Consider the following 21660-nt stretch of genomic DNA (forward strand, 5'->3'; position numbering starts at 1 on the left):
AAACGCACAAGGGCTGGGCTCTCGGGGTGGAAACTCCCAACGACAGCAAGAGGGGCGGCCCAAGACCCGCGAGCCAGGCCCGCAGCCACACCCTCATCTGTGAAGAGCCAGAAAACGTCGGCCCCGGCAGTACATGAGCACGGACAGCACGTCGCCCGGGCGGGGACGGAGCCCGTCCTCGGTCCGCGCCGCCCGGCCGAACGGGTGGCGCGGACCGCACCGTTCGGGGTGGTCGCGCAGGTCGGCCGGGGGTACGGTCGAGGGGAAAGCCCGCGCGTCCGGCTCTGCGGCCGGACGCGGGAGGACGAGCACCGAGGTGGGACAGCGTGGCACACACCGGCTCGGCGACCGCGACCCGGATCGTCGAACTCGAGCTGATCCGGCTGCGGCCCCCGGCCGGCGGCCGCGGCTCCGGCACCGACGGCCCCGTCCTGGTCCGGGTGGCCGACGGTGACGGCGTGAGCGGCTGGGGCGAGCTGTCCGAGGCCAGCGGAGCCCAGTGGGACGCCCTGACCCGCGCCTTCGCCCCCGCCCTGCTCAGCCACTCCTGGCGGCGTCCGACCGAGGCGGGCGAGGCCTGGGCCGACCTGCCCTGGGACCCGGCCGTGGCCGGTGCCCTGGACACCGCCTGCTGGGACCTGTGGAGCCGCCAGCGCGACACCCCGCTCTCTCACGCCCTGGGCGGCGAGCGCACCGCGCTCACCGCGGGGGTGACGCTGCCCCGCCAGGTGGCCGTGGAGTCGGTGGTCACGGAGGTGAACCGCCAGGTGGGTTCGGGTTTCCGGCGGATCCGGCTGGAGATCGCCCCGGGCTGGGACGCCGACGTGGTGCGCGCGGTGCAGTCGAGTTTCCCGTTCCTGGTCCTCCAGGCGGACGCGGGCTGCCGCTACACCGAGTCCCCCGCCGACCTGGACGCGCTGCGCGTCCTGGACGGGTTCGGCCTGCTGGCGGTCGAGGACCCCTTCGCCCCGGGCGATCTCGCGGCGCACGCCCGGCTGGCCGCCGAGCTGCGCACGCCGGTGGCGCTGGGCCGGTCGCTGGAGTCGGTGGACGACCTCACCGAGGCGATCCGGGCCGAGGCGGGCGGCGCGGTGAACGTGGACCCGGCCCGTCTGGGCGGCCTCACGGCAGCCCGCCGCGCGGTGGACCGCGCCGCGGACGCGGGCTGGCGGGTGTGGTGCGGTTCGTCGGCGGTGACGGGGGTCGGCCGCGCCGCGACGGTCGCGCTGGCCTCGCTGTCGGGGGCCTCGCTTCCGGTGGAGATGCCCGGAGCCGGGAACCGCGGCCGCGACCTGGTGATCCCGCCCGTACGCGCGCACGACGGGGTGGTGCCGGTCCCGCTGACCGAGAGCGGTCTGGGGCACACGGTGGACCGCGCAGCGGTGGCCGAGCGCACCGACCGGGCCCTGGTCGTGGACGCCGACGGCCCGCGCGAGGCCCGCGTGGAGCGCGGTCGCGTCAACGGCGCCCGACGACGGCGCTGACCCGCGCGGCTCCAGCCACCGCAGCCACCGCAGCCACCGCAGCCACCGCAGCCACCGCAGCCACCGCAGCCACCGCAGCCACCGCAGCCACCGCAGCCACCGCAGCCACCGCAGCCGAACCCCGCCGCGCCCGGCCGGGTTCCCTCCTCCCCTAACCGAACAGTGTTAGGTAGAGTTGCGGCACCGTCCGGCCCCCGTTTCCGGACCCGACGACCGTGGAGGCGCGGTGCGCGTATTCGCCGACATCCAAGAGGTGCTCGCATCCCAGGGCGAGCACCTGGGCCACACCGACTGGGTGACCATCGACCAGGACCGGATCTCCCTGTTCGCCGACGCGACGCAGGATCACCAGTGGATCCACACCGACCCGGAGAGGGCGGCCGCGGGCCCCTTCGGGGGCACCATCGCGCACGGGTTCCTCACCCTGTCGATGCTGGCCCACTTCTCCCAGTCGGTGATCTCGCTGACGAGGAAGCCGAGCATGTCCATCAACTACGGGCTCAACAAGGTGCGCTTCCTCCAGCCGGTCGTGTCCGGCTCGCGCATCCGCGACGGCGTCGAGCTCAGCTCGGTCCGGGAGACCCCCAAGGGCTACCTGGTCACCACGACCCACACCGTGGAGATCGAGGGCCAGGAGCGGCCCGCCCTGGTGGCCGAGTCGCTCGGCCTCTGGGTGCCCTGAGGCCCCGTTCCCGGGGCGCGCGCCTCCCCGGAGCGGCCCCGGAGCACGAGCGCGGCCCCGGCCGGGCGATCTTCCCGCCGACCGGGGCCGCGTGTTCAGCGCGCCAGCTTGCGCAGCGCCCTGCGGGTGAGCCCGGGGGTGAACCAGCGCAGCTTGCGCTCGGCCCGCTTGGCGCGTGCCCGCATCCTGTCCGCGTCGACGAGCGCGCGTTCGAGCTTGCGCTTGAGCGCCTCGACGTCCTCGGTCCCGGCCTCCTCGCCCGCGTCCGCGATGACGAGGTCCGTTCCCGGCATCCAGTGGGTGCCGCAGACCTCCTCCACCCCACGGTCCAGCTCCTCGGGGGTCGCCTCGGGCCACAGGTGGCGGGCCCTGGCGTAGGCGGAGACCCGCTCCATGCGCAGAACGCCGTCGCCCCGTGTGGCACCGGGCACGGGCGAGCACAGCAGTCCCGCCTTGCTCTTGTTGGCCGCGTCGACCAGGTCGGTGACCGCGCTGGCGCGCAGCGCCGCCCCGGCGGGCACCCGCAGCTGGAAGGGCACACGCGCGTCGTGCGCGGGCGCGGCCCCGACCAGGCGCACACGGGCGTCCCCGCGGAAGGTCTCCCGCACCAGCCGCAGGTCGAGCCGCTCCTCGTCCAGCGGGGAGCGCCGCCCCTCGTCCAGCTCGTCCCAGGGACCGACCAGCCACAACCGGATGTCGGGGGTGGTACCGGACAGCAACGCGGATGCGGTGGTGTCCACGTCCTCCAGGGTGGCGCCGCCCACGTCCATCACCACGTCGACCATCGGTACCTCCCACACCCGTTCGGGGCGCTTGCGGCGCAGGTGGAAGTCGGGCACCCGGTTGGACACGAACGGGGAACGGTAGCGGGTTCCCGCGTCGCGGCGGGTCTGCATCTGGGAGCGCCCCAGGTGCCAGCTGCTGGTGTCCAGGTCGGGCACGAACAGGGCGCCCTGCTGGGAGACCCGGTAGGCGAACTCGGTGTCGCCGCCCAGGACCAGCTCCCCGTCCAGGCCGCCCGCGGCGTCGAACAGGGTGCGGTGCAGGGAGCCGGTGGCACCGATGAACACCTTGTAGGCCAGGCGCCCGGCGTTGCGCAGCCGGTCGTTCTGGTTGATCTGGCGTTCCACCCAGTGCGGGTCGGCGGTCTCGCGGTCGAACAGCTCGGCGGCGCGCCCCTCGCGCACCTCGGCGGCCACGTACTCGGGGGTCATCGCGGCGGGGTCGAAGTCCACGAACAGCTTGTGGCCCAGCGCGACCCCGTAGTCGACCAGGTGGTGCCAGCGCATCTGCGACTCGACGTGGTCGCGGTAGACCAGCATGTCCGCGTCCAGGCGCAGGACCACCTGGCCGGAGGAGACGGCCACTCCGCTGTTGACGGCGTGCGCCGAGCCCCAGCCGCCGGGGGCCGAGGTGATCAGCCGGGTGTTCTCCGGGCGCACCGGCGGCAGGGTGAGCGGCTCGGGAGAGCCGTCGTCGACCACGATCACCTCCATCAGGTGCGCGGGGTAGCTCTGCGCGGACAGCGATGCGAGGACGAGCGCGAGCTTGTCCGGGTGCCCGTGAGCCGGGATGACCACCGACACCGACAGGGTCGGGGTCCACGCGCCGACCGCGGGCGGCTGGAGCACCGCGTGGTCGTTGCGCCGCGCACGGGGCTGGTCGCTGTAGTCGATCCGCGCCCGGGGCAGGACGGGTGCGGGCGCGTGGTCGCCGGAGACCGGTTCCGGAGTCGTGTCAAGCGTGGTCAACGGATCTCCCCCGTGTACTCGGTGGCGGGCTGGCCCAGGGGCGAGGGTTCGCCCTCCAGGAGGGCGCTGGGGCGCCAGCCGAGCCACTGTCTGGTGTAGTTGTGCAGGAAGTAGCCCATGTCCTCGGACCAGGTGTGGCCGCCACCGGTGCGGCGCAACACGTAGCCCAGGCCCTGGGCTCGGTAGATGCGGCCGCCGCCCCGGTTGACGGCGAGAAGCAGCTGGGTGTCGATGGCGCGGGGCAGCGGCCGGAAGCCGCCGCTCTCCTCCATCACCACGCGGTCGGTGAGGATGGTGCCCCCGGCGATGAAGCGGGTGGTGGTCTCCGACTCGCGGCTGCGCCACACGGTCAGGCCCACCTCCTGGAGGTAGACGAAGTCCTGGCCGGTGCCGACGAGCTCCGCGCCGGAGTAGGTGCGGGCCAGCACCATGTCGGACAGGTGGTCGGGGCCGTACCAGTCGTCGTCGTCCCACTTGGCGATCAGGTCGCCCGAGGCCCGGTTGACGGAGTCGTTGAGCACCGAGCCGAAGATCTGGCCCGCGTCGGCCTCGTGGACGACCAGGTGCAGCCCCCTGGCGGTGAACTCGGCGACGGCCGACGCCACCTCGGGCAGGGAGGCCGCGAAGCCGTGCAGGGTGAGCACCACCTCCAGGTCCACCCCGCGCTGCCGGGCGATCTGGGCGAGCGCGAACCCGACCATCTCGGGGCGACGCGTACACAGGATGACCGACACCCGGGGCTCGCGGGGCAGGGGGATCCCGGCCTCGGCCCCCAGGGCCCGCCAGCGGGAGCGCTGGCCGTGGTCGCGCAGGGCGGCACGGCGCAGGCGGATGCTGTGCTCCTCGCGGCTGAGCCGGTCGGAGAGGTCCGCCTCGGCGGCCGCGGTGAGCAGACCGGTGAGGGAGGAACCGAGTCCGGCCGCCCAGGAGGGCACCGGACCGCTGAGCAGAGGCACTCCCCCCGCGGCAAGGGAGGCGACGGCGCGCACCGCGGCGCTGGGCCCGGTGTGTCCGGACCAGTCCACCCGGACGCCGCGCAGGTGGCGCAGGCGTGCCAGGTCGACGTCGGTGACGGTGCCGTCGGCGGCGACGGTGACCAGGTCCTTGTTGCCCGCGCGGACCACCGCGCGGTCGCCGTGGACGGTCAGATCGCCCAGGGGCCCCTTCTCGGACTTGTCGAAGCCGATGGGGTTGACGGTGAGCTCGTCCAGGGGGGCGACCACGTGCACGGCGTCGGGTACCGCCTCGCGTACCCGGGCGGGTCCGTCCGGTCCGGCGATCCGGGCCCAGGAGTCGGCGCCGGTGGTGGAGCGGTCCAGGACGGGGACGACAGGGTCGGTCCACTCGGGCCGCTCGGCGCTCCCGGACACGCGCAGCGCCATGTCGCCGAACGGGGTCACCCGGCGCAGCGGGACGGGCCCCTCCGCGACCACGCCTTGGGCGCCGGTGTCGCCGGGCCGCCACAGGGCGGCCTCGGGCCCGTTGAGGACCGCCATCGGGGCGATCGCGGGGGCCCTGCGGCGGCCGCGGGCGCCGTGCACGACGGCGTCCACGGCCTGAGCGGTGTCCACCCCGTTGGGGAAGAACAGCTCGCACAGCCAGCCGCTCTTGTCCACGCGGCGCACCCGCACCTCCTGAAGGTCGCGCCACTGGCCCATGCCCGGGGAGGCCGGGAGCGGGGGCTCCTGGTGGCCGGGGGTGGCGGCCAGCGCGACAAGGACGTGCACGGCCCGGGGCAGGTGCGTGGAGACGGTGAGGGCGCGGTTCAGGTCGGTGGGCGTGGCGGCCAGGACCGCGACGAGCCCGACCTCCGGCTCACCGTTGCGGATCTCGGCGCCGGGGACCTCCACGGCCTGCCCCAGGGGATGGGCGTCCAGGTCCAGGAGGAGGTCGGCGGGGCGTAACGGCAGCCCGGCCAGGACGGAGCGGGTGTCGGCTCCCGCGTGGCACAGCAGGGCGGCCTCGCTGCCACGGGCGCGCAGTGCGTGCCGCAAGGCGGTGGTGATCATCGGGTGACCTCGGGTGTGTCGGGTCGGACTCGGGCCCGTCGGGTGGTGCGTGCGGAAAGGTGTGGTGGGGTCAGATCCCCTTGCGGCTGAAGACGTGGGCACCCTTCTCCGCGGCCTCCTCCGTCCGCTGGAGTTCGGGGTACTCGGTGAGCCAGCGGTCGCCGATGGCGCGCTCGTCCACGCGCGCGGCGTCGTCCAGGACGATGACGGCGTCCTCGGTGCAGCGCGGCAGCAGGACGGGCAGGGCCGGGTAGCGGGCCTGGAGGCCGGTGGCCTTGGGCGGGCCGTCGACGAACAGAAGACCGATGCCCTCCAGGTCGGCGAAGACCGAGGTGTCGTACCAGCGGTCCGCGGTGGACAGTTCCTTGCCCTTGACGGTGACCGTCGTGTTCGCGGTCTCGACCAGCGGGGCGTGCCGGACCTCGACGATGTCGTCGAGCCCGTGCGCTGCCACCAGTTCGCGGCTGAGCTCGGCGTAGCGGGCGTCGTGCTCGACGGCGACGAGCCTGCCGGTGCCCGCGCGGCGCAGGGCGTAGCCGATCCAGACGCTGGAGGCGCCGCTGCCGCACTCCACGACCAGTCCGGGGCGCAGCCGGTCGATCTGGCGGACCAGGATCCGGAGCACGTCGGGGGAGGCGGCCCAGCCGCGCAGGGGCGGCATGAACGCGGCGGTGCCGAGGTGCTCGCGCAGCTCGGTCCAGGCGACCTGCTGCTCGTAGTCGTCGCGGCCCTGCACGGAGACCGCGCTCTTGAGGTCGCGGCTCACCTTGGGCAGCGCGTGGTCCTGGAGGTGGGCGACGCGCTCACGGACGCCGTCCAGGGCACGGGTGGTCTCCAGGCGTTCGCGGCCCAGCGCCTCGGTGACGCGGCGGCTGTGGGTGTCCATCGAGGTGGCCACGCTCCTGGAGAGGGCGCCCACCCTGCGGTACAGGAGCAGCGTGCCCAGCCCGAGCACGCCCACGGCACCGGCGAGCAGGCCGAGGAAGGTGAGGGCGAGCACGTCCGTCCAGCCGATCAGGCCCGCGACCCCCAGGGCGGTTGGTACGCAGAGCACGGCGGCGCCGACCACCGCGCCGGTGACCAGGAGTGGACGGAGACGGCTGCGAAGCGACCGCATGGGCGGATACCTCCACGGGAGTTTCGACACGGTTCCGCCGGGCGCGGGCCGCGGGGGGACGAGAGGGGAAGGACTGGTTTCCCGGCGCTGAACTGCCGCTTCGCCCGGTGCTTCGGGAACGGCGGCAATCCGCTCAGACGCTTTCGACCTTAGCCCTTCGAGGAAATAACGGACGCCCCCGAAGGGGAATCGAAACCTGGATTACACGCAATTCGCCTTCCGTTCACCCGGGCATCACGCGCTTCTCATTTCCGCGCATCCGGGGTTTTCCCGGGGCGTCGGGGAGCCCGCTCCCACCACCCGCTGGCCTCCCGCAGGGCCCCCTCAACGACCGGTGCGGGAGTGGGCGCGGGCGGCCGCGTGGCGGCCTCGGGCACGACGGCGAATTCTTCCTCCCCCACCTGCGAATTCGGTGCGGTGGCAACGGACACCGGTTGACGCTTTCCGTGGGATCCCCGCCCCCGCGTCCGCACTCGCGGGGATTTCACCGCGAAAGCGAGGATTGGGAGCGACCGTGCCGGGCAGTGCGGGAGGAGGCGGTGGTGGGACCGGTCGCGAGGACCGTCCGCCGGGGACCGCTCCCCCGACGGGTCGCGGCGGCCGCGAGCACGGGGCGCCCCGCTCCGGAGCGGGGCCCGCGGCCCCGGTTTATTCCCGTGTCGGAGTGTAAAGAGCCTGACATCGGGTGAGCCGCCGCCCGACTGATAGCTTGCTGCCTAGGCGATCCCATCGCTGGTGAACACGACGAACCGCGTCATTGGAAAGGTGCGTCAGAGATGTCTGCGCCGTACTCGCTTCCCGAACTGCCCTACGACTACGCGGCCCTGGAGCCGTGGATCTCCGGTCAGATCATGGAGCTGCACCACGACAAGCACCACGCGACCTACGTCGCCGGTGCCAACACGGCTCTGGAGAAGATGGCGGAGGCCCGGGAGACCGGCGACTTCGGCACCATCCCGATGCTGGAGAAGAACCTGGCCTTCAACCTGGGCGGCCACGTCAACCACTCCATCTTCTGGAAGAACCTGTCCCCCGAGGGCGGTGACAAGCCCGAGGGCGAGCTGGGCGCGGCCATCGACGACCAGTTCGGTTCCTTCGACGCCTTCCGCTCGCACTTCACCGCCGTGGCCACCACCATCCAGGGCTCGGGCTGGGCGATCCTGGCCTGGGACGCGCTGGGTCAGCGCCTGGTCATCGAGCAGCTCTACGACCAGCAGGGCAACACCGCCCTCAGCTCCGTTCCGCTGCTGATGCTGGACATGTGGGAGCACGCCTTCTACCTCCAGTACAAGAACGTGAAGGCCGAGTACGCCAAGGCGTTCTGGAACGTGGTCAACTGGGCCGACGTCCAGGAGCGCTTCAGCAACGCCCGCGGGGTCAAGATCGGCTAGCCCCGGTCCCCCGTCCGGCTCGTCGCCGGACACGGCGCAGGGCGGCACCACCCACCGGTGATGCCGCCCTCGCGCGTGTACGGGGTTCCCGCGTGCGCGGGATCCGCGTGGCCGGGGTCCCCGCCTTGAACTGGCCCCCAGGGTCTGAACACGGAAAGCGATGTGCCAGCCCAACGCGTCCTTGACCAACCGAGCCCCAGTGATCCGGTTCTGCTCGTCGGCGCGCCCGTCCCCGCAGTTGCGCCACGCCCGGAAAATACGTCTTCAACACCGCCTGGGCGGCTTGAGCAGGCAGGACAGCCAGGAAGTCGATGTCTTTTCCGAGCCTGTGTGATAGCCGCGTCGGCGTCCCTGAGGTCCACCCGCCGGTTCTCACCGATCATGGTCCACCACTCGTGCAGGGCGTCCCACAGGGCGCGGGCGCGCCGACCCGCCAGACCCCGCCGAGGCGGGGCGCCAGGGAGCGGCGGGCCACGTCCGCGAACGCGCGCGGGTCCAACGCCGCACTGCCCCGCGGCACGACGCCCGCCAGGGGACCCGCCCCCATGGCGGGCAGGTCGGTGAGGTTGCAGCGCATGGCCAGGTCCGGGCGGTCCGGCCAGGACCCCACCACCACCCCGGCCGGGGACAGACCGCGGGTGCGCAGCGCCTCGGCGGTCAGCGCGGTGGCGTTCAGGGTGCCCAGGTCGGGTCGGGCCACCACCAGGACCGGCGCGGACAGCAGCACGGCGATGTCGGCCAGGGTCTGCCCCTCGGCGTTGAGCCGCACCAGCAGGCCGCCGGCGCCCTCGACCAGCACCAGGTCGTGCGCGCCCGCCAGACGCCACACGGACTCGGCCACCGCCTCGGCCCGCACGGGTTCGGCCCCGCAGCGGGCGGCGGCCGTGGCGGGGGCCAGCGGCTCGGGGTAGCGGACCAGTTCCGCCGTCGTCACACCCGGGACGAGCCCGGCCACGGTGTCGGCGTCACCGGGTTCGCCGGGCCCCACCCCGGTCTGGGCGGGTTTGAGCACGGCCACCCGCCGCCCCGCCGCGACCGCCAGCGCGGCCACCGCCGCGGTGACCACCGTCTTGCCGACCCCGGTGCAGGTCCCCGTCACCACCAGGACGCTCATCGGCGCTCCTCCAGGCAGGCCCGCACCGCGGCGGCCATCCCGTCGGCGACGGCGGCCACCTCCTCCGAGGTGCACACGTAGGGCGGCATCGCGTACACGTGCTCGCGGAAGGGCCGCAGCCACACCCCCGCCTCCACCGCCGCCCGCGTGGCCTCGGCCATGCGCACCGGCGCGTCCAGCTCCACCACCCCGATCGCGCCGAGCACCCGCACCCCGCGCACGCCCGGCAGCCCTTCGAGCGGGGCCAGGCCCTCGCGCAGGCCGGTCCCGATCCGCGCCACGTCGCCCCTCCAGTCGCCGCCGGTCAGCAGGTCCACCGAGGCCAGCGCGGTCGCGCAGGCCAGCGGATTGCCCATGAACGTGGGCCCGTGGGCGAGTACCGGCACCTCGCCCTCGGCGATGCCCCGGGCCACCCGTGCGGTGCACAGCGTCGCGGCGAGGGTCAGGTAGCCGCCGGTCAGCGCCTTGCCCAGGCACATGACGTCGGGGGCGACCCCGGCGTGGTCGGTGGCGAAGAGCTCACCGGTGCGGCCGAAGCCGGTGGCGATCTCGTCGAAGACCAGCAGCAACCCGTACTCGTCAGCGATCCGCCGCAGCTCCCGCAGGTAGCCCGGGTGGTGGAAGCGCATGCCGCCCGCGCCCTGCACCACGGGTTCGACGATGACGGCGGCCAGCTCGTCGGCGTGCTCGGCCGCCAGGCGCTCGAAGGCGGCCACGTAGCCGGGGTCGGGTTCGGCGCCGAACCCTGAGGGCGGCGCGGGCGCGTGCACCTGGGCGGGCAGCACGTCGCCCCACAGGGAGTGCATGCCACCGTCCGGGTCGCACACGCTCATCGCGTGGAAGGTGTCGCCGTGGTAGCCGCCCCGCCAGGTGAGGAAGCGGCGCCGCCCGGGGCGGCCGGTGGAGCGGTGGTACTGCATGCACATCTTCATGGCGACCTCCACCGCCACCGAGCCGGAGTCGGCGAGGAAGACGTGCTCCAGCGGTTCCGGGGTGATCGCCACCAGGGCCTCGGCCAGGTCCGCGGCGGGCCCGTGGGTGAGCCCGCCGAACATGACGTGGCTGAACGCGTCGGCCTGACGCCGCACCGCGTCGTCGAGCACCGGGTGGCGGTAGCCGTGGACCGCCGACCACCAGGACGACATCGCGTCCACCACGCGGTGCTCGCCCTCCTCCGACCACAGGGTCAGTGTCGCCCCCTCGGCCCCGGTGACCACGTACGGCCGCTCCGCGGCGGGGACGGTGGTGTAGGGGTGCCACAGGTGGGCGGCGTCCGCGGCGCGGATCCGGGCGGACCGGTCCGCGGGCGTCCGGTGTCCGGCTGCTGTGGGAGGCGTGGGGGTCATGGGGCTCCATTGTTCACCCCGCGCTCGTGCGCGCCCCCGTGCGGTCCCACCAGGAATCCGGACGGATCTTTGTGGGCTTCGGCGAATGACGCGCGGGTGCGCCGGACGGCAGAGTCGTAGACGCCTCCCTGGCACGAAGGACCGGACCGCCCCAGCGGGATTGGCCGCCGCTGGGTCGGTCCCTGCCGGGGACGCACCCTCTTTCCGGCCCGAACGCGCGGCGGCGGCAGCCGTCCGGGCCGGGCGCCCCGCGTCGCGCCCGCCTCGTCGGCGCGTCAGGCGTTCGCGGCCGACCCCTGCGCGCCGCCCGCCGCCTCCCCCGTCCGCCGCGACCCGACCGGAGTGCGCCCGACCACGACCGCGCCCACGACCCAGGAGGCCGTCCCGCGTATGCCGAGCACCGCCGCCACCGCACCGCCCACCCGCCGCCCGTGGCCCCTGCGCGCCACGGCTCGTGCGCGCTCCGCGCGTGCGCTGCCCCCGGGACACCCCTTCGCGTGGTTGGACGGCGCCGCCCGTAGGCGCGCGGAGGCCGGGCTGACGCGGTACGCCACGCCCCGGCCCGCGGTCGACGGCCTGCTGGACCTGGCGGGCAACGACTACCTCGGACTGCTGCGCCACCCGGACGTGGTGGCCGCGGCCGGGGACGCCGCCCGCGTGTGGGGCGCGGGCGCGGGCGGATCGCGGCTGGTCACCGGGGACACCGACCTGCACCGGGAGCTGGAACGCGAACTCGCCGACTTCCACGGCACGGAGTCCGCGCTGGTGTTCTCGTCCGGGTACGCGGCGAACCTGGCGATGGTCACCGCGCTGGCCGCTCCCGACGGCGGCGCCCCTCCCCTGCTGGTGTGCGACCGCCACAACCACGCCTCCCTCATCGACGCGACCCGCCTGGCCCGGGCCTCGGGGGCGCGCGTGGCGCTCTACGACCACGCCGACGCCGACCGGGCCGCCGAGGCGCTCGCGACCGCGGAGGGGCGGGCTTTGCTGCTGAGCGACACCGTGTTCTCGGTGGACGGCGACCTCACCGACGCGGCCGCCCTGGCGCGCGCGGCCCGCGGGCACGGAGCCGCCCTGCTGCTGGACGACGCGCACGGCCTGGGCGTGGTGGGGCCCGGCGGGAGCGGGACGGCGACCGCCGCCGGACTGCGCGGCGCGGACGACGTCGCGGTGTCGGTGACCCTGTCCAAGTCGCTGGGCTCCCAGGGCGGCGCGGTGCTGGGTTCGCGCCGGGTGGTCCGCCACCTGACGGAGACCGCGCGCACGTTCGTCTTCGACACCGGGCTGGCACCGGCCTCGGCGGGCGCGGCACTGGCCGCGCTGCGCGTGCTGCGCGCCGAACCCGGGTTGGCCGACGCGGTGCGCGACCGCGCGCGACGGCTGGCTGAGGGGCTGCGCGGGCGCGGACTGCCCGCGAGCGCCCCGGACGCCGCTGTGGTGTCGGTGCTGGCACCCTCTCCCGAAGCCGCTCTGGCCTGGCGCGACGCCTGCCTGGCCTCGGGTGTGCGCGTGGGCTGCTTCCGCCCGCCCTCGGTCCCGGACGGCCGGTCCCGGCTGCGACTGACCGCCCGGGCGACGCTGAGCGGGTCCGACGTCGACCGGGTCGTGGACGTCATCGCGGCGAACCGTCCCGGATAGTCTTGCGGAGGTGACGACAGCCCGCCGGGACCTGGGGAGGCGATAACGGCCGTGTCAGCGCGTGGTGAGGGCCCCGAGGCGCCGGAGCCGGTCCCCGAGGACCCCTCCGCCGTCGGCCGCGTACCGGACGCCGCCCCCCGGAAGCCGGAGGAGGACCCGCACGCCGGGCAGGACCCGGCAGCCGCGACCCCCGGGAGCCCCTCCGACGGGGACGGGGCGCGCGGTTTCACACAACCCGCCCGCGAGGACTCCTCCGACGAGGACGCGGACGGCACCGGCGGCTCCGACGGCGGCGGAGCCAGCGCGGGGTCGGGCGGCACCGGCGGTTCCGATCACGGAACGGACGACGGCAGCGGCGGTGACGGCCCCGGCGGAGACGGTGACGGGCGCCCGCGCCGACGGCGTCGGCGGTCCCGGGTCGCCGCCGCCGTCTCGGTCACGCTGATCCTGGTCATGGTGGCCGTCCTGGCGCTGCCCGCCACCCGTGAGGGCCTGGTGGCCCTGTGGTGCGAGGCCACCGACGGCGTGTGCCCGGCCGAGGAGCTCCCCCCGATCACCGAGGAGGAGCAGACCGACTGGCGGGTCCGGATGGAGCCAGAGGATGCCGCGTTGTGGGGCAACTACGTGGCCCTGGGCGACTCCTACTCCTCCGGTGACGGCGCGGGCGACTACGCCCCCGACACCGCCGAGGCGGGCGGCTGCTGGCGTTCGGAGAACGCCTACCCCCGGGTGGTCGCCGAGGAGTTCGACTTCGCCGGTTCGCTGGCCTTCTACGCGTGCAGCAGCCACAAGGGCTCGGAGATGATCGAGCAGATCGGCACCTCCGAGTCGCAGATCGAGCGGGTCACCGAGAACACGTCCCTGGTGACCCTGGGCATCGGCGGCAACGATCTGGGCTTCATCCCCGTCCTGCGCACCTGCATGGTGCGGATGCCGCTCCTGGAGAGCAGCGTCTGCGTCGAGCAGGAGGAGGAGGTCGACAGGCGGATGAGGACCTTCGAGGAGACCCTGACCGAGATCCTCGGGGAGGTCCGCGACCGTGCGCCCGACGCCCGCATCCTGGTGCTGGGCTACCCGCGGCTGTTCCCGGAGGACCCCCCGGGGATGTACTACACGCTGACCAGGAGCGACCAGCTGTGGCTGAACGGTCTGGCCCAGCGGTTCAACGAGCTCATCCGCGACACGGCCTACCGGGCGGACGGCGACGTCTACGGCGGGCGCGAGACCGGCAGTGTGGAGTACGTGAACACCTTCTCCGCCCTGAGCGGGCACGAGGTGAGCGCCGACGCGGCCTGGCTGAACGGGATCGTGCTCGGGCAGCTGGGCGAGGGCCTGCGCGTGGACCGGGCGAGCTTCCACCCCACCGCGCAGGGGCAGCTGTCCATCGCCGAGCGGGTGCGCCTACAGATCGTGGAGGGCCCCGAGCGGGAGATCTACGTGGCCCGGGAGACCCTGGACAAGGTCGACCCCGAGCAGCTGCGGTCGGAACTGGGCGGACCGCTCGATCCGGAGTTCGCCACCGAGGCGCCCGACAACGAGGCCGACGCCCCCTGACCTGACAGAACCCGGGTCCGCGCTGCGGGGCCGCACGGCCGCACGCGCCGCGCCCTCCCCGGGGCGCCGTGCGCGACCGGCGGTCGCGCACGGCCCCGCGCTGTCCCTACCGGCCCGCCTGGAGCTCCCGGATCACCTCGGCGAAGCGGTCCAGACCCCAGTTGAGGTCCTCCTCGCTGATCACGAGCGGCGGCGACATCCGCACCGTGGAGCCGTGGGTGTCCTTGACCAGGACGCCGTGGTCGGCGAGGCGCTCGCACAGCTCCCGGCCCGAGGCCAGTGACGGGTCGACGTCGATGCCCGCCCACAGCCCGATGCTGCGCGCGGACACCACCCCGTCGCCCACGAACTCCTTGAGGCGGCGTTTGAGCACCTCCCCCAGGCGCCGCGCGTTCTCCAGGTAGGGGCCCTCGGTCAGCATCCGCACGACCGTGCTCCCGACCGCACCGGCCAGCGGGTTGCCGCCGAACGTGCTGCCGTGCTGACCCGGCTGGATGACGCCGAGCACGTCCTCGTCGGCGACCATCGCCGACACCGGCAGGATGCCGCCGCCCAGCGCCTTGCCGAACAGGTAGGCGTCGGGGACCACTCCGCTGTGCTCGCAGGCCCGGACGGTCCCGGTGCGGCCCAGGCCCGACTGCACCTCGTCGGCGATGAACAGCACCCGCTCGCGGTCACAGATCTCCCTGACCCGGGGCAGGAAGTCCGGCGGCGGCACGATCACACCAGCCTCGCCCTGCACGGGCTCGATGAGGACCGCCGCGGTCGTGGAGTCGATGGCGGCCTCGATGGCCTCGGCGTCACCGTAGGGCACCGACCGGAAACCCGGTGTGTAGGGCCCGAAACCCGTCCTGGCCTCCGGGTCCGACGAGAAGGAGACGATGGTGGTGGTGCGGCCGTGGAAGTTGGCGCCCGCCACGACGATGGTCGCCTCGTTCTCGGGCACACCCTTGACCTCGTAGGCCCACTTGCGGGCCACCTTGATGCCGGTCTCCACCGCCTCGGCGCCGGTGTTCATCGGCAGGACCTTCTCCTTGCCGACCATGTCGGCGAGGGCGCTGACCCACGGGCCGAACTGGTCGTTGTAGAAGGCCCGGCTCGTGAGGGTCACCCGGTCGATCTGCCGGTGCGCCGCCGCGAGCAGGTCGGGGTTGTGGTGGCCGAAGTTCATGGCCGAGTACCCGGCCAGGCAGTCCAGGTACCTCCTGCCCTCGACGTCGGTCACCCAGGCGCCACGGCCCTCGGCGATCACGACGGGAAGGGGTGAGTAGTTGTGCGCCGACCGCGCACGTGCGAGCGCGATGTGGTCCGCGCCGGAGAGTGCCTCTCCACCGGGGTTCCCGGCGGAGTCCCGCTGTCCCAGGTTCTGGGTGTTGCCCATCTAGCCGCTCCGATCACCATCGACCGATGTCAGACAGTTGATACCCACCGTCGGGCAGGTTCGCGCCCCTTCGGCGGGAGGTCTCCAAGAGTTGAGCAGATGTTCCGGTGAGCACACAAGGGGTTGTTAGCTGTTGGATCGGGAAGCCATTCCAACGCGCACGAGGGCACAGAAGTGATCACGTGCAGCTGTCGGAAGGCGGTGTGTGGTGTGTGCCCTCACCCCTGTGCATGGTGCGACGAAGAAAACTCGTCCGAGGAGTTCGCTGATTCTCCGGACAGGCGCCTCTGGTTCTGGCTACGGTCATCTCGAACACAGTGACGAAACCGGCAGGATCGGGAGGTGGGAAGGGATGGCAGGTACCGGCACGCGGCGGTTGCGGACCATCGCCGACTCGTTCCTGGTCCCGCGCCGACCGGGGTGAGCGTGCGTGACCGGCTCAAGGGCCTCACTCCTGAGGACGAGGCGGTGCTGCGGGCCGTGGGCGCCCATTTGGGATCGCTCGCCTCCACAGATCTGGCCGCCCGGTGTCTGGACAGCACCAGCCACGGCAAGGACTCCTGGGCGGCCCGCAAACGGGGGGTGACCCCTGTCTCGTCCTCGCGGTGGGCGGGGGCGATCACCAAGGCCTCCAACGAGCAGTGGGCGCTGGCCCGCCGCAGCCAACTCGCCCACCTGCACCGCCTCCAAGCCGGGATCGACACCCTGCACCACCGGCTCTCCCAGCCACTCGGAGAAAAGGGCGCCCAGGGTGCTCCGGGCGGGTACGCCTCCCGACGGGAGTGGCACGCCAAGTCCCGACGCCTGGCCACCCTGGAGCATCGCCATGCGATGGCGGTGGCCGACGGGGAGGCCGGACGGGTGCATGTGGTGCGCGGCGGCAAGCGGTTGCTGAACACCCGCCACCACCTGGACCAGGCCGGGCTCACCCAGGCCCAGTGGCGGGCCCGGTGGGAGGCCGAGCGCTTCTTCCTGTCCGCCGAGGGTGAGTCCGGCAAACGCCACGGCAACGAGACGATCCGTATCGCCCCCGACGGGCAGGTCGGTATCCGGCTGCCCGCTCCGCTGGCGCACCTGGCCAACGCTGCCCGTGGTCGGTACGTGCTCTCCTGCCGGGTGGCCTTCGCCCACCGGGGCACCGAGTGGGCCGACCGGGTCGAGGCCGACGGGGCGGTGGCCTACCGCATCCACCTGGAGGCGGGTCGGAACCGGTGGTACGTGAGCACATCCTGGACACCCGCTCCTGTCCCGCAGGTGCCGTGGGAGGCGGCGCTGGCCCGCGGGGTGGTCGGGGTGGACGCCAACGCCGACCACCTGGCCGCCTGGCGGCTCGACGTGCACGGCAACCCGGTCGGGAACCCGCGCCGGTTCGCCTTCGACCTGTCCGGGAACTCCCAGCACCGGGACGCGCAGGTGCGCCACGCCCTGTCCCGGCTGCTGCGCTGGGCCACCGGATGCGGCGTGCGGGCCATCGCGGTGGAGGACCTGGACTTCGCCGCGGACAAGTCCCGGGAGAAGCACGGCCGCCGCAAGAAGTTCCGGCAGTTGATCAGTGGTTTTCCCACCGCTCGGTTGCGGTCCCGGCTGGTGTCGATGGCCCACACCCTGGGGGTCTCGGTCATGGCCGTGGACCCGGCGTATACCTCCCGGTGGGGTGCCCAGCACTGGCAAAAACCCCTCACCACCACACGTAGGAAGGTCTCCCGGCACGATGCGGCCAGCATCGCGGTCGGCAGGCGCGCCCAGGGCCACCCGGTCCGGCGACGGACGGCACCGCCCCCACACCACCGGAGTGATGGTGCGGGGCATCGGACCATCCAGGCCGCGCCGGGTAGTCCCGGGCGCGAGAGAAACCGCCCACCCGTCACGGAGCGCGCACACGATGCACGTCGCCGGACGGGGACAGCGAGAACGCGGAGAACCAGCGCGTCCAACACCGTTGGGGACGCGCCAGTGGCGCAGGTGTGGGTCCAAGACCCACTCCTGGACACTGTTGAGGAACGGTGGGAGAGATCACAGCGCGGGGGCGATGCCCGAAAACCCGCCCGCGAAACGCCGCGCACACCCTCTGAGCGGGACCGTCACATCCATGGTGAACTGCGATAACGCCCCTGGTGACGCGCTCCACAGCCCCGACGGCGGTCGGGCCCTCCCCCGAGGGGTACGGTCGCACCAACAGCCACCCAGCCGCCGCGAGCCCCGTGCCGTGGACGGCCCCGTCGACCGTGCCCGGGAGGTCAGGCGTGCCCACCTTCGCGTCCCCGGACGCCCCCTTCTCCCTCTCCCGCCTGTTCGCGGCGGTCGCCGACGCCGTGCCCGACCGGACCGCCCTGGTCGCCGGTCCCCGGCGGCTCACCTACCGCGCCCTGCGCGAGCGCTCACAGCGGCTGGCCCGCCACCTGGTCGGCGCGGGCGTGCGCCCCGGCGAGCACGTCGCCGTCCTGGCGTTCAACCGCGCCGAATGGGTGGAGTCCTTCCTGGGGATCCTGCGCGCGGAAGCGGTCCCGGTCAACGTCAACTACCGCTACGTCGCGGGCGAACTGCGCCACGTCCTGGCCGACTCGCACGCGGTCGCGCTGATCGCGGAGGACTCGCTGGCCGGAGCGGTGGCCACGGTCCGCTCCGACCTGCCCCGGCTGCGCCACGTCCTGCTCGTCGCGGACGGCTCCGCGCGCGAGACGGAGGGCCACGACTACGAGGAGGCGCTGGCCTCGGCGCCCGACGACGCTGTCCTGCCTCCGACCAGCGGCGAGGACCACTACCTGCTCTACACCGGGGGCACGACGGGCTATCCCAAGGGCGTGCTGTGGCGGCAGGCGGACATCTTCCGCGCGGCCCTGGAGCGCCGCGCTCCGGGCACGCCCAGTGCCCGGACCCCGGAGGAGGTGGCCGAGCGCGCCACGCGCTGCTTCGAGCAGCGCATGCTGGTCCTCGGACCGCTCATGCACGCGGCCGGGCAGTGGAACGCGCTGAGCATGCTGCTGTGCGGCAAGCGCGTGGTGCTGTCCACCGACCGCAGCTTCCGTCCGGACCGGGTGCTGGAGACGGCGCACCGGGAGGGCGTGCACGTGCTCCAACTGGTGGGCGACGCCATGGCCCGCCCGCTGGCCCGCCACCTGCTCACCGAACCGGGGCTGTGCCCGAACCTGGCCTCGATCCGCTCCGGCGGCACCCCGCTCACCCCGGCGGTGCGCGCGCTGTGGCACGCCTGGCGCGAGGACGTGTCCCTCTCCGACGCCTACGGGGGATCGGAGACGGGCGTGTGCGGCTCGGCGACCGGCGCCGAACCGGCCGGTCCGCCGGAGGTCCCGGCCCGGGTCGGGACCTCCGGCAGCCGCAGCTTCACCATGGGCGGCAGCATCGCGGTGCTGGACGCGTCCCTGCGCCCGCTGCCCCCGGGGTCGCGCGAGGTGGGGCGGATCGCGCGCACCGGACGGATCCCGCTGGGCTACTACAACGACCCCCTGGCGACCGCGCGCACCTTCCCCACCGACGCCGGGGGGCGCCGCTGGGCGCTGTCGGGCGACTTCGGGACGTGGGACGCGGACGGCTCGATCGCGCTGCTGGGACGCGGGAGCGCGGTGATCAACACCGCCGGGGAGAAGGTCTACCCCGAGGAGGTGGAGGCCGCGCTCAAGGCGCACCCCTCGGTGGAGGACGCCATCGTGGTGCCCTCGCCCGACGAGTACCTCGGACAGCGGGTGACCGCGCTGGTCTCGCTGGCCGCGGGTGCTCGCCTGGAGGAGGCCGAGCTGCGCGCGTACTGCCGTGTGCGGCTGGCGGGGTTCAAGGTGCCGCGGACCGTGCACTTCGTGGACCGGGTGCGTCGTACGGCGGTCGGCAAGCAGGACTACCGGTGGGCGGCGTCGGTCACCGGGACCGGGGCGTCCGCTCCGGCCGTCCCGACCGTCCCCTGAGCGCCGACCCGGGCCCCGGCCCAGCTTCCAGAGCGGGGCCGGGGCAGACCCTGCGACCCGGCTCCGGAACGGGTCCGAAACCATGTCCGGGGCAGGCCTGGCTGCCGGACTTCCGGGTTCCGCGGTCCCCCACTGCGGAACTCCGCACCGGAGCGGTACGGGGCCCTTCATTTCGGGCACAGGGCCAATACGGACTTACCCAGCCGAAACAGGGGTTGCGCATGTTTCCGACCGCCCTTCGCCCACTCCTCCACCGCTAGACTGACGTCGCCTGGTTCCAGGCCCCACGGTTTTCTCTCTCCCGCTCCGACCGGGTCGCACCCTCCCGGCCGGGGCCGGCCGGTTCCACCGCGCACCGTTCGGGGCCGTGGAACGCGTGGACCACCTTTGACCCACCTCCCACCCGTGCACACGGTGCGCATGCGGTGACACCACTAGGACGGAGGACGGCGCGCTTGCCCGGGTTCCGCCCGGAGCGCGCCCAAGAACCCAGATGCCCAACTCAGTAGGCAGCTACATCTTCAACGCGGTGCGCGGCGGCGCCGTGGGCGCCTCGGAGGCCCTTCCCGGTATCAGCGGCGGCACGGTCGCCCTCATCGTCGGCCTCTACGACAAACTCATCGGCGGCGTCGGCCACATGGTCAGCGGCGTCAGGCGCTACGTCACCGACGTCCCGCGCGGGCGCGGAAGGGAACGCGCCCAGGAGCAGTTCCGCCAGGTGGACTGGAGCGTGCTGATCCCCGCGCTCGTCGGCATGGTGGCCTTCCTCGGTATGGCGGCCGTGGTCCTCGCACCGCTGGTCGAGGCCCACACCCAGTACGCGTACGCGCTGTTCTTCGGCCTGGTCCTGGCCTGCCTGTGGATCCCCTACACCGGTGCGGGCCAGAAGTGGCGGGCCTGGCACTACCTCGTCGCCCTGGTCTTCGCCGCGGGCGCGTTCTTCCTCACCGGCCTGCCCGGCGCCAACCTGCCCACCCACCCGGTGGTCGTCTTCCTCGCCGCGGCGGTGGCCGTCTGCGCTCTGGTCCTTCCCGGACTGTCCGGATCCTTCATCCTGCTCACGCTGGGCCTGTACGAGCCCACGATCAGCGCGGTCGGGGACATGGACGTCGCCTACCTCTCGGTGTTCGCCCTCGGCATGCTCACGGGCCTGTCACTGTTCGTGAAGCTGCTCCAGTACCTGTTGGAGAACTTCCACCACATGACCCTGGTGGTCCTCACCGGCCTCATGGCCGGTTCGCTGCGCGCCCTGTGGCCGTGGCAGGACGAGGACCGCACCGTCCTGCCCCCCACCGACGTCCCTGTGACGGTGGCCCTCATGGTGGTCGGCTTCGCGATCGTGGCGGCGGCCATCGTCTGGGAAAGCCGTAAGCGCCGCCGGATGGAGGAGCCCGAGCACGGCCGGGTTCCCACCCACGTCTGAGAACGGGAACGACAACCGCATGACAACGAATCTGCTGATGACCGCGGCCTCGACGACGGAAGTCGACGTCGTCCACGAGTACGAGGGATTCATCGGGTGGGTCCTGAGCCTGATGACGACCCTGGGCGAACCCGGTGTCGGCGTGGCGCTGTTCATCGAGACCTTCTTTCCCCCGATGCCCAGTGAGGCGGTCCTGCCCGGCGCCGGGTTCCTCGCCTACGCCGGACACATGAACGTGTGGCTCGCCATCCTGTGGGCGACGATCGGCTGCCTGGTCGGCGCGTGGGGCTTCTACGCGATCGGCGCGCTCCTGGGCCGCGACCGCACGGCCTGGCTGGTCGAGAAGACCCCGCTGCTGGAGATCGAGGACTTCTACAAGGCCGAGCGCTTCTTCACCCGCTTCGGCGGCCTCGCCGTCCTGCTGGGCCGATGCGTGCCCCTGGTCCGCAGCTTCATCTCGGTGCCCGCCGGGATCGAGCGGATGCCCCTGTTCAAGTTCTCGCTGTACACGGTCATCGGCTCCGCTGTGTGGAACACGATCTGGATCGGCCTCGGCTACGTCTTCGGCCCGGCCATCGAGCCCGTCCTGGCCCAGTGGAGCGGCGTGATCAGCAACGTCGTGGTCGTGATCATCGGCCTGCTGGTGCTGTGGTTCATCCTGGCCCGCGTCTACAAGCGGACCAAGGCCCGCCGGACCGAGGACACCTCCGCCTGAGGCACCCCCGTCGGAGGGCCCCCGCCTGAGGCTCCTCCCCCGGGACACCGTCCCCCGTGAACCCCTCCAGGGGTCCGCCCGCATCCCCGGGCGGGCCCCTTCGGTGTTCTGTGGGTATCCTGCCCGGAACGCACCGAC

At 73.3% G+C, this 21660-nt stretch carries 15 protein-coding genes; 9 read left to right on the forward strand and 6 right to left on the reverse strand.

The annotated features are described in order from the left end of the window. Positions 1–326: 326 nt before the first annotated feature. Positions 327–1484 (forward strand): enolase C-terminal domain-like protein, encoded by a 1158-nt coding sequence (locus ACSIH6_RS03370; RefSeq protein WP_435106445.1) that lies wholly within the window; start codon positions 327–329, stop codon positions 1482–1484. A gap of 226 nt (positions 1485–1710) precedes the next feature. Continuing rightward, positions 1711–2166 carry a MaoC family dehydratase gene (locus ACSIH6_RS03375; RefSeq protein ID WP_435106447.1) on the forward strand — a complete coding sequence of 152 codons (456 nt, stop codon included), beginning with the start codon at positions 1711–1713 and terminating at the stop codon, positions 2164–2166. 95 nt (positions 2167–2261) lie between these two features. Here ACSIH6_RS03375 and ACSIH6_RS03380 read toward each other — a convergent pair whose 3' ends face one another. The 3 genes from ACSIH6_RS03380 to ACSIH6_RS03390 form a co-directional block, all read right to left on the reverse strand. Next, the gene (locus tag ACSIH6_RS03380) at positions 2262–3917 is read right to left on the reverse strand and encodes a glycosyltransferase family 2 protein (RefSeq protein ID WP_435106449.1); all 1656 of its coding nucleotides are present in this window, start codon (positions 3915–3917) and stop codon (positions 2262–2264) included. Continuing rightward, entirely contained in the window at positions 3914–5926 is a 2013-nt protein-coding gene (locus ACSIH6_RS03385) for a glycosyltransferase family 2 protein (protein WP_435106451.1), read from the reverse strand. Before ACSIH6_RS03385 ends, ACSIH6_RS03380 begins: the two co-directional genes overlap by 4 nt. Before the next feature lie 70 nt (positions 5927–5996). Then, positions 5997–7043, reverse strand: a complete 1047-nt coding sequence (locus tag ACSIH6_RS03390; RefSeq protein ID WP_435106453.1) for a class I SAM-dependent methyltransferase — start codon at positions 7041–7043, stop codon at positions 5997–5999. A 776-nt stretch (positions 7044–7819) separates the two neighbouring features. Between ACSIH6_RS03390 and ACSIH6_RS03395 the strand changes: the two genes are divergently transcribed. Continuing rightward, complete coding sequence (locus ACSIH6_RS03395; protein ID WP_017565449.1) at positions 7820–8434, forward strand: superoxide dismutase; 615 nt, start codon at positions 7820–7822, stop codon at positions 8432–8434. 379 nt (positions 8435–8813) lie between these two features. Here ACSIH6_RS03395 and bioD read toward each other — a convergent pair whose 3' ends face one another. Beyond that, a complete protein-coding gene (bioD, locus tag ACSIH6_RS03400; RefSeq protein WP_435106455.1) occupies positions 8814–9548 on the reverse strand; it encodes a dethiobiotin synthase in 735 nt (244 codons plus the stop codon). Next, entirely contained in the window at positions 9545–10894 is a 1350-nt protein-coding gene (locus ACSIH6_RS03405) for an adenosylmethionine--8-amino-7-oxononanoate transaminase (RefSeq protein WP_435106457.1), read from the reverse strand. Before ACSIH6_RS03405 ends, bioD begins: the two co-directional genes overlap by 4 nt. Positions 10895–11284: 390 nt before the next feature. Between ACSIH6_RS03405 and ACSIH6_RS03410 the strand changes: the two genes are divergently transcribed. Together ACSIH6_RS03410 and ACSIH6_RS03415 are read left to right on the forward strand one after the other, a co-directional pair. Then, positions 11285–12532, forward strand: coding sequence for an 8-amino-7-oxononanoate synthase (locus ACSIH6_RS03410; RefSeq protein WP_435106459.1), 1248 nt, complete (start codon positions 11285–11287; stop codon positions 12530–12532). Between the two features lie 51 nt (positions 12533–12583). Next, the gene (locus ACSIH6_RS03415) at positions 12584–14086 is read left to right on the forward strand and encodes an SGNH/GDSL hydrolase family protein (protein ID WP_435106461.1); all 1503 of its coding nucleotides are present in this window, start codon (positions 12584–12586) and stop codon (positions 14084–14086) included. A 106-nt stretch (positions 14087–14192) separates the two neighbouring features. On the opposite strand, the gene rocD is transcribed toward ACSIH6_RS03415, so the two are convergent. Then, positions 14193–15467 (reverse strand): ornithine--oxo-acid transaminase, encoded by a 1275-nt coding sequence (gene rocD / locus ACSIH6_RS03420; RefSeq protein ID WP_435106463.1) that lies wholly within the window; start codon positions 15465–15467, stop codon positions 14193–14195. A 420-nt stretch (positions 15468–15887) separates the two neighbouring features. Between rocD and ACSIH6_RS03425 the strand changes: the two genes are divergently transcribed. The 4 genes from ACSIH6_RS03425 to ACSIH6_RS03440 all read left to right on the forward strand — a co-directional run bounded on the left by ACSIH6_RS03425 (position 15888) and on the right by ACSIH6_RS03440 (position 21522). Further along, on the forward strand, positions 15888–17573 hold the full coding sequence (locus tag ACSIH6_RS03425) for an IS200/IS605 family accessory protein TnpB-related protein (RefSeq protein ID WP_435106465.1): 1686 nt from the start codon (positions 15888–15890) through the stop codon (positions 17571–17573). 137 nt (positions 17574–17710) lie between these two features. Next, positions 17711–19384: an acyl-CoA synthetase gene (locus ACSIH6_RS03430; RefSeq protein ID WP_435106467.1), complete on the forward strand. Its 1674-nt coding sequence runs from the start codon at positions 17711–17713 to the stop codon at positions 19382–19384. Positions 19385–19877: 493 nt separating this feature from the next. Further along, on the forward strand, positions 19878–20807 hold the full coding sequence (locus ACSIH6_RS03435; RefSeq protein ID WP_435106469.1) for a DUF368 domain-containing protein: 930 nt from the start codon (positions 19878–19880) through the stop codon (positions 20805–20807). A 19-nt stretch (positions 20808–20826) separates the two neighbouring features. Then, positions 20827–21522, forward strand: a complete 696-nt coding sequence (locus ACSIH6_RS03440) for a DedA family protein (RefSeq protein WP_435106471.1) — start codon at positions 20827–20829, stop codon at positions 21520–21522. Positions 21523–21660 lie beyond the last annotated feature (138 nt).

It is taken from the genome of Nocardiopsis synnemataformans (assembly GCF_965343085.1).
Classification (GTDB): Bacteria; Actinomycetota; Actinomycetes; order Streptosporangiales; family Streptosporangiaceae; genus Nocardiopsis; species Nocardiopsis alborubida.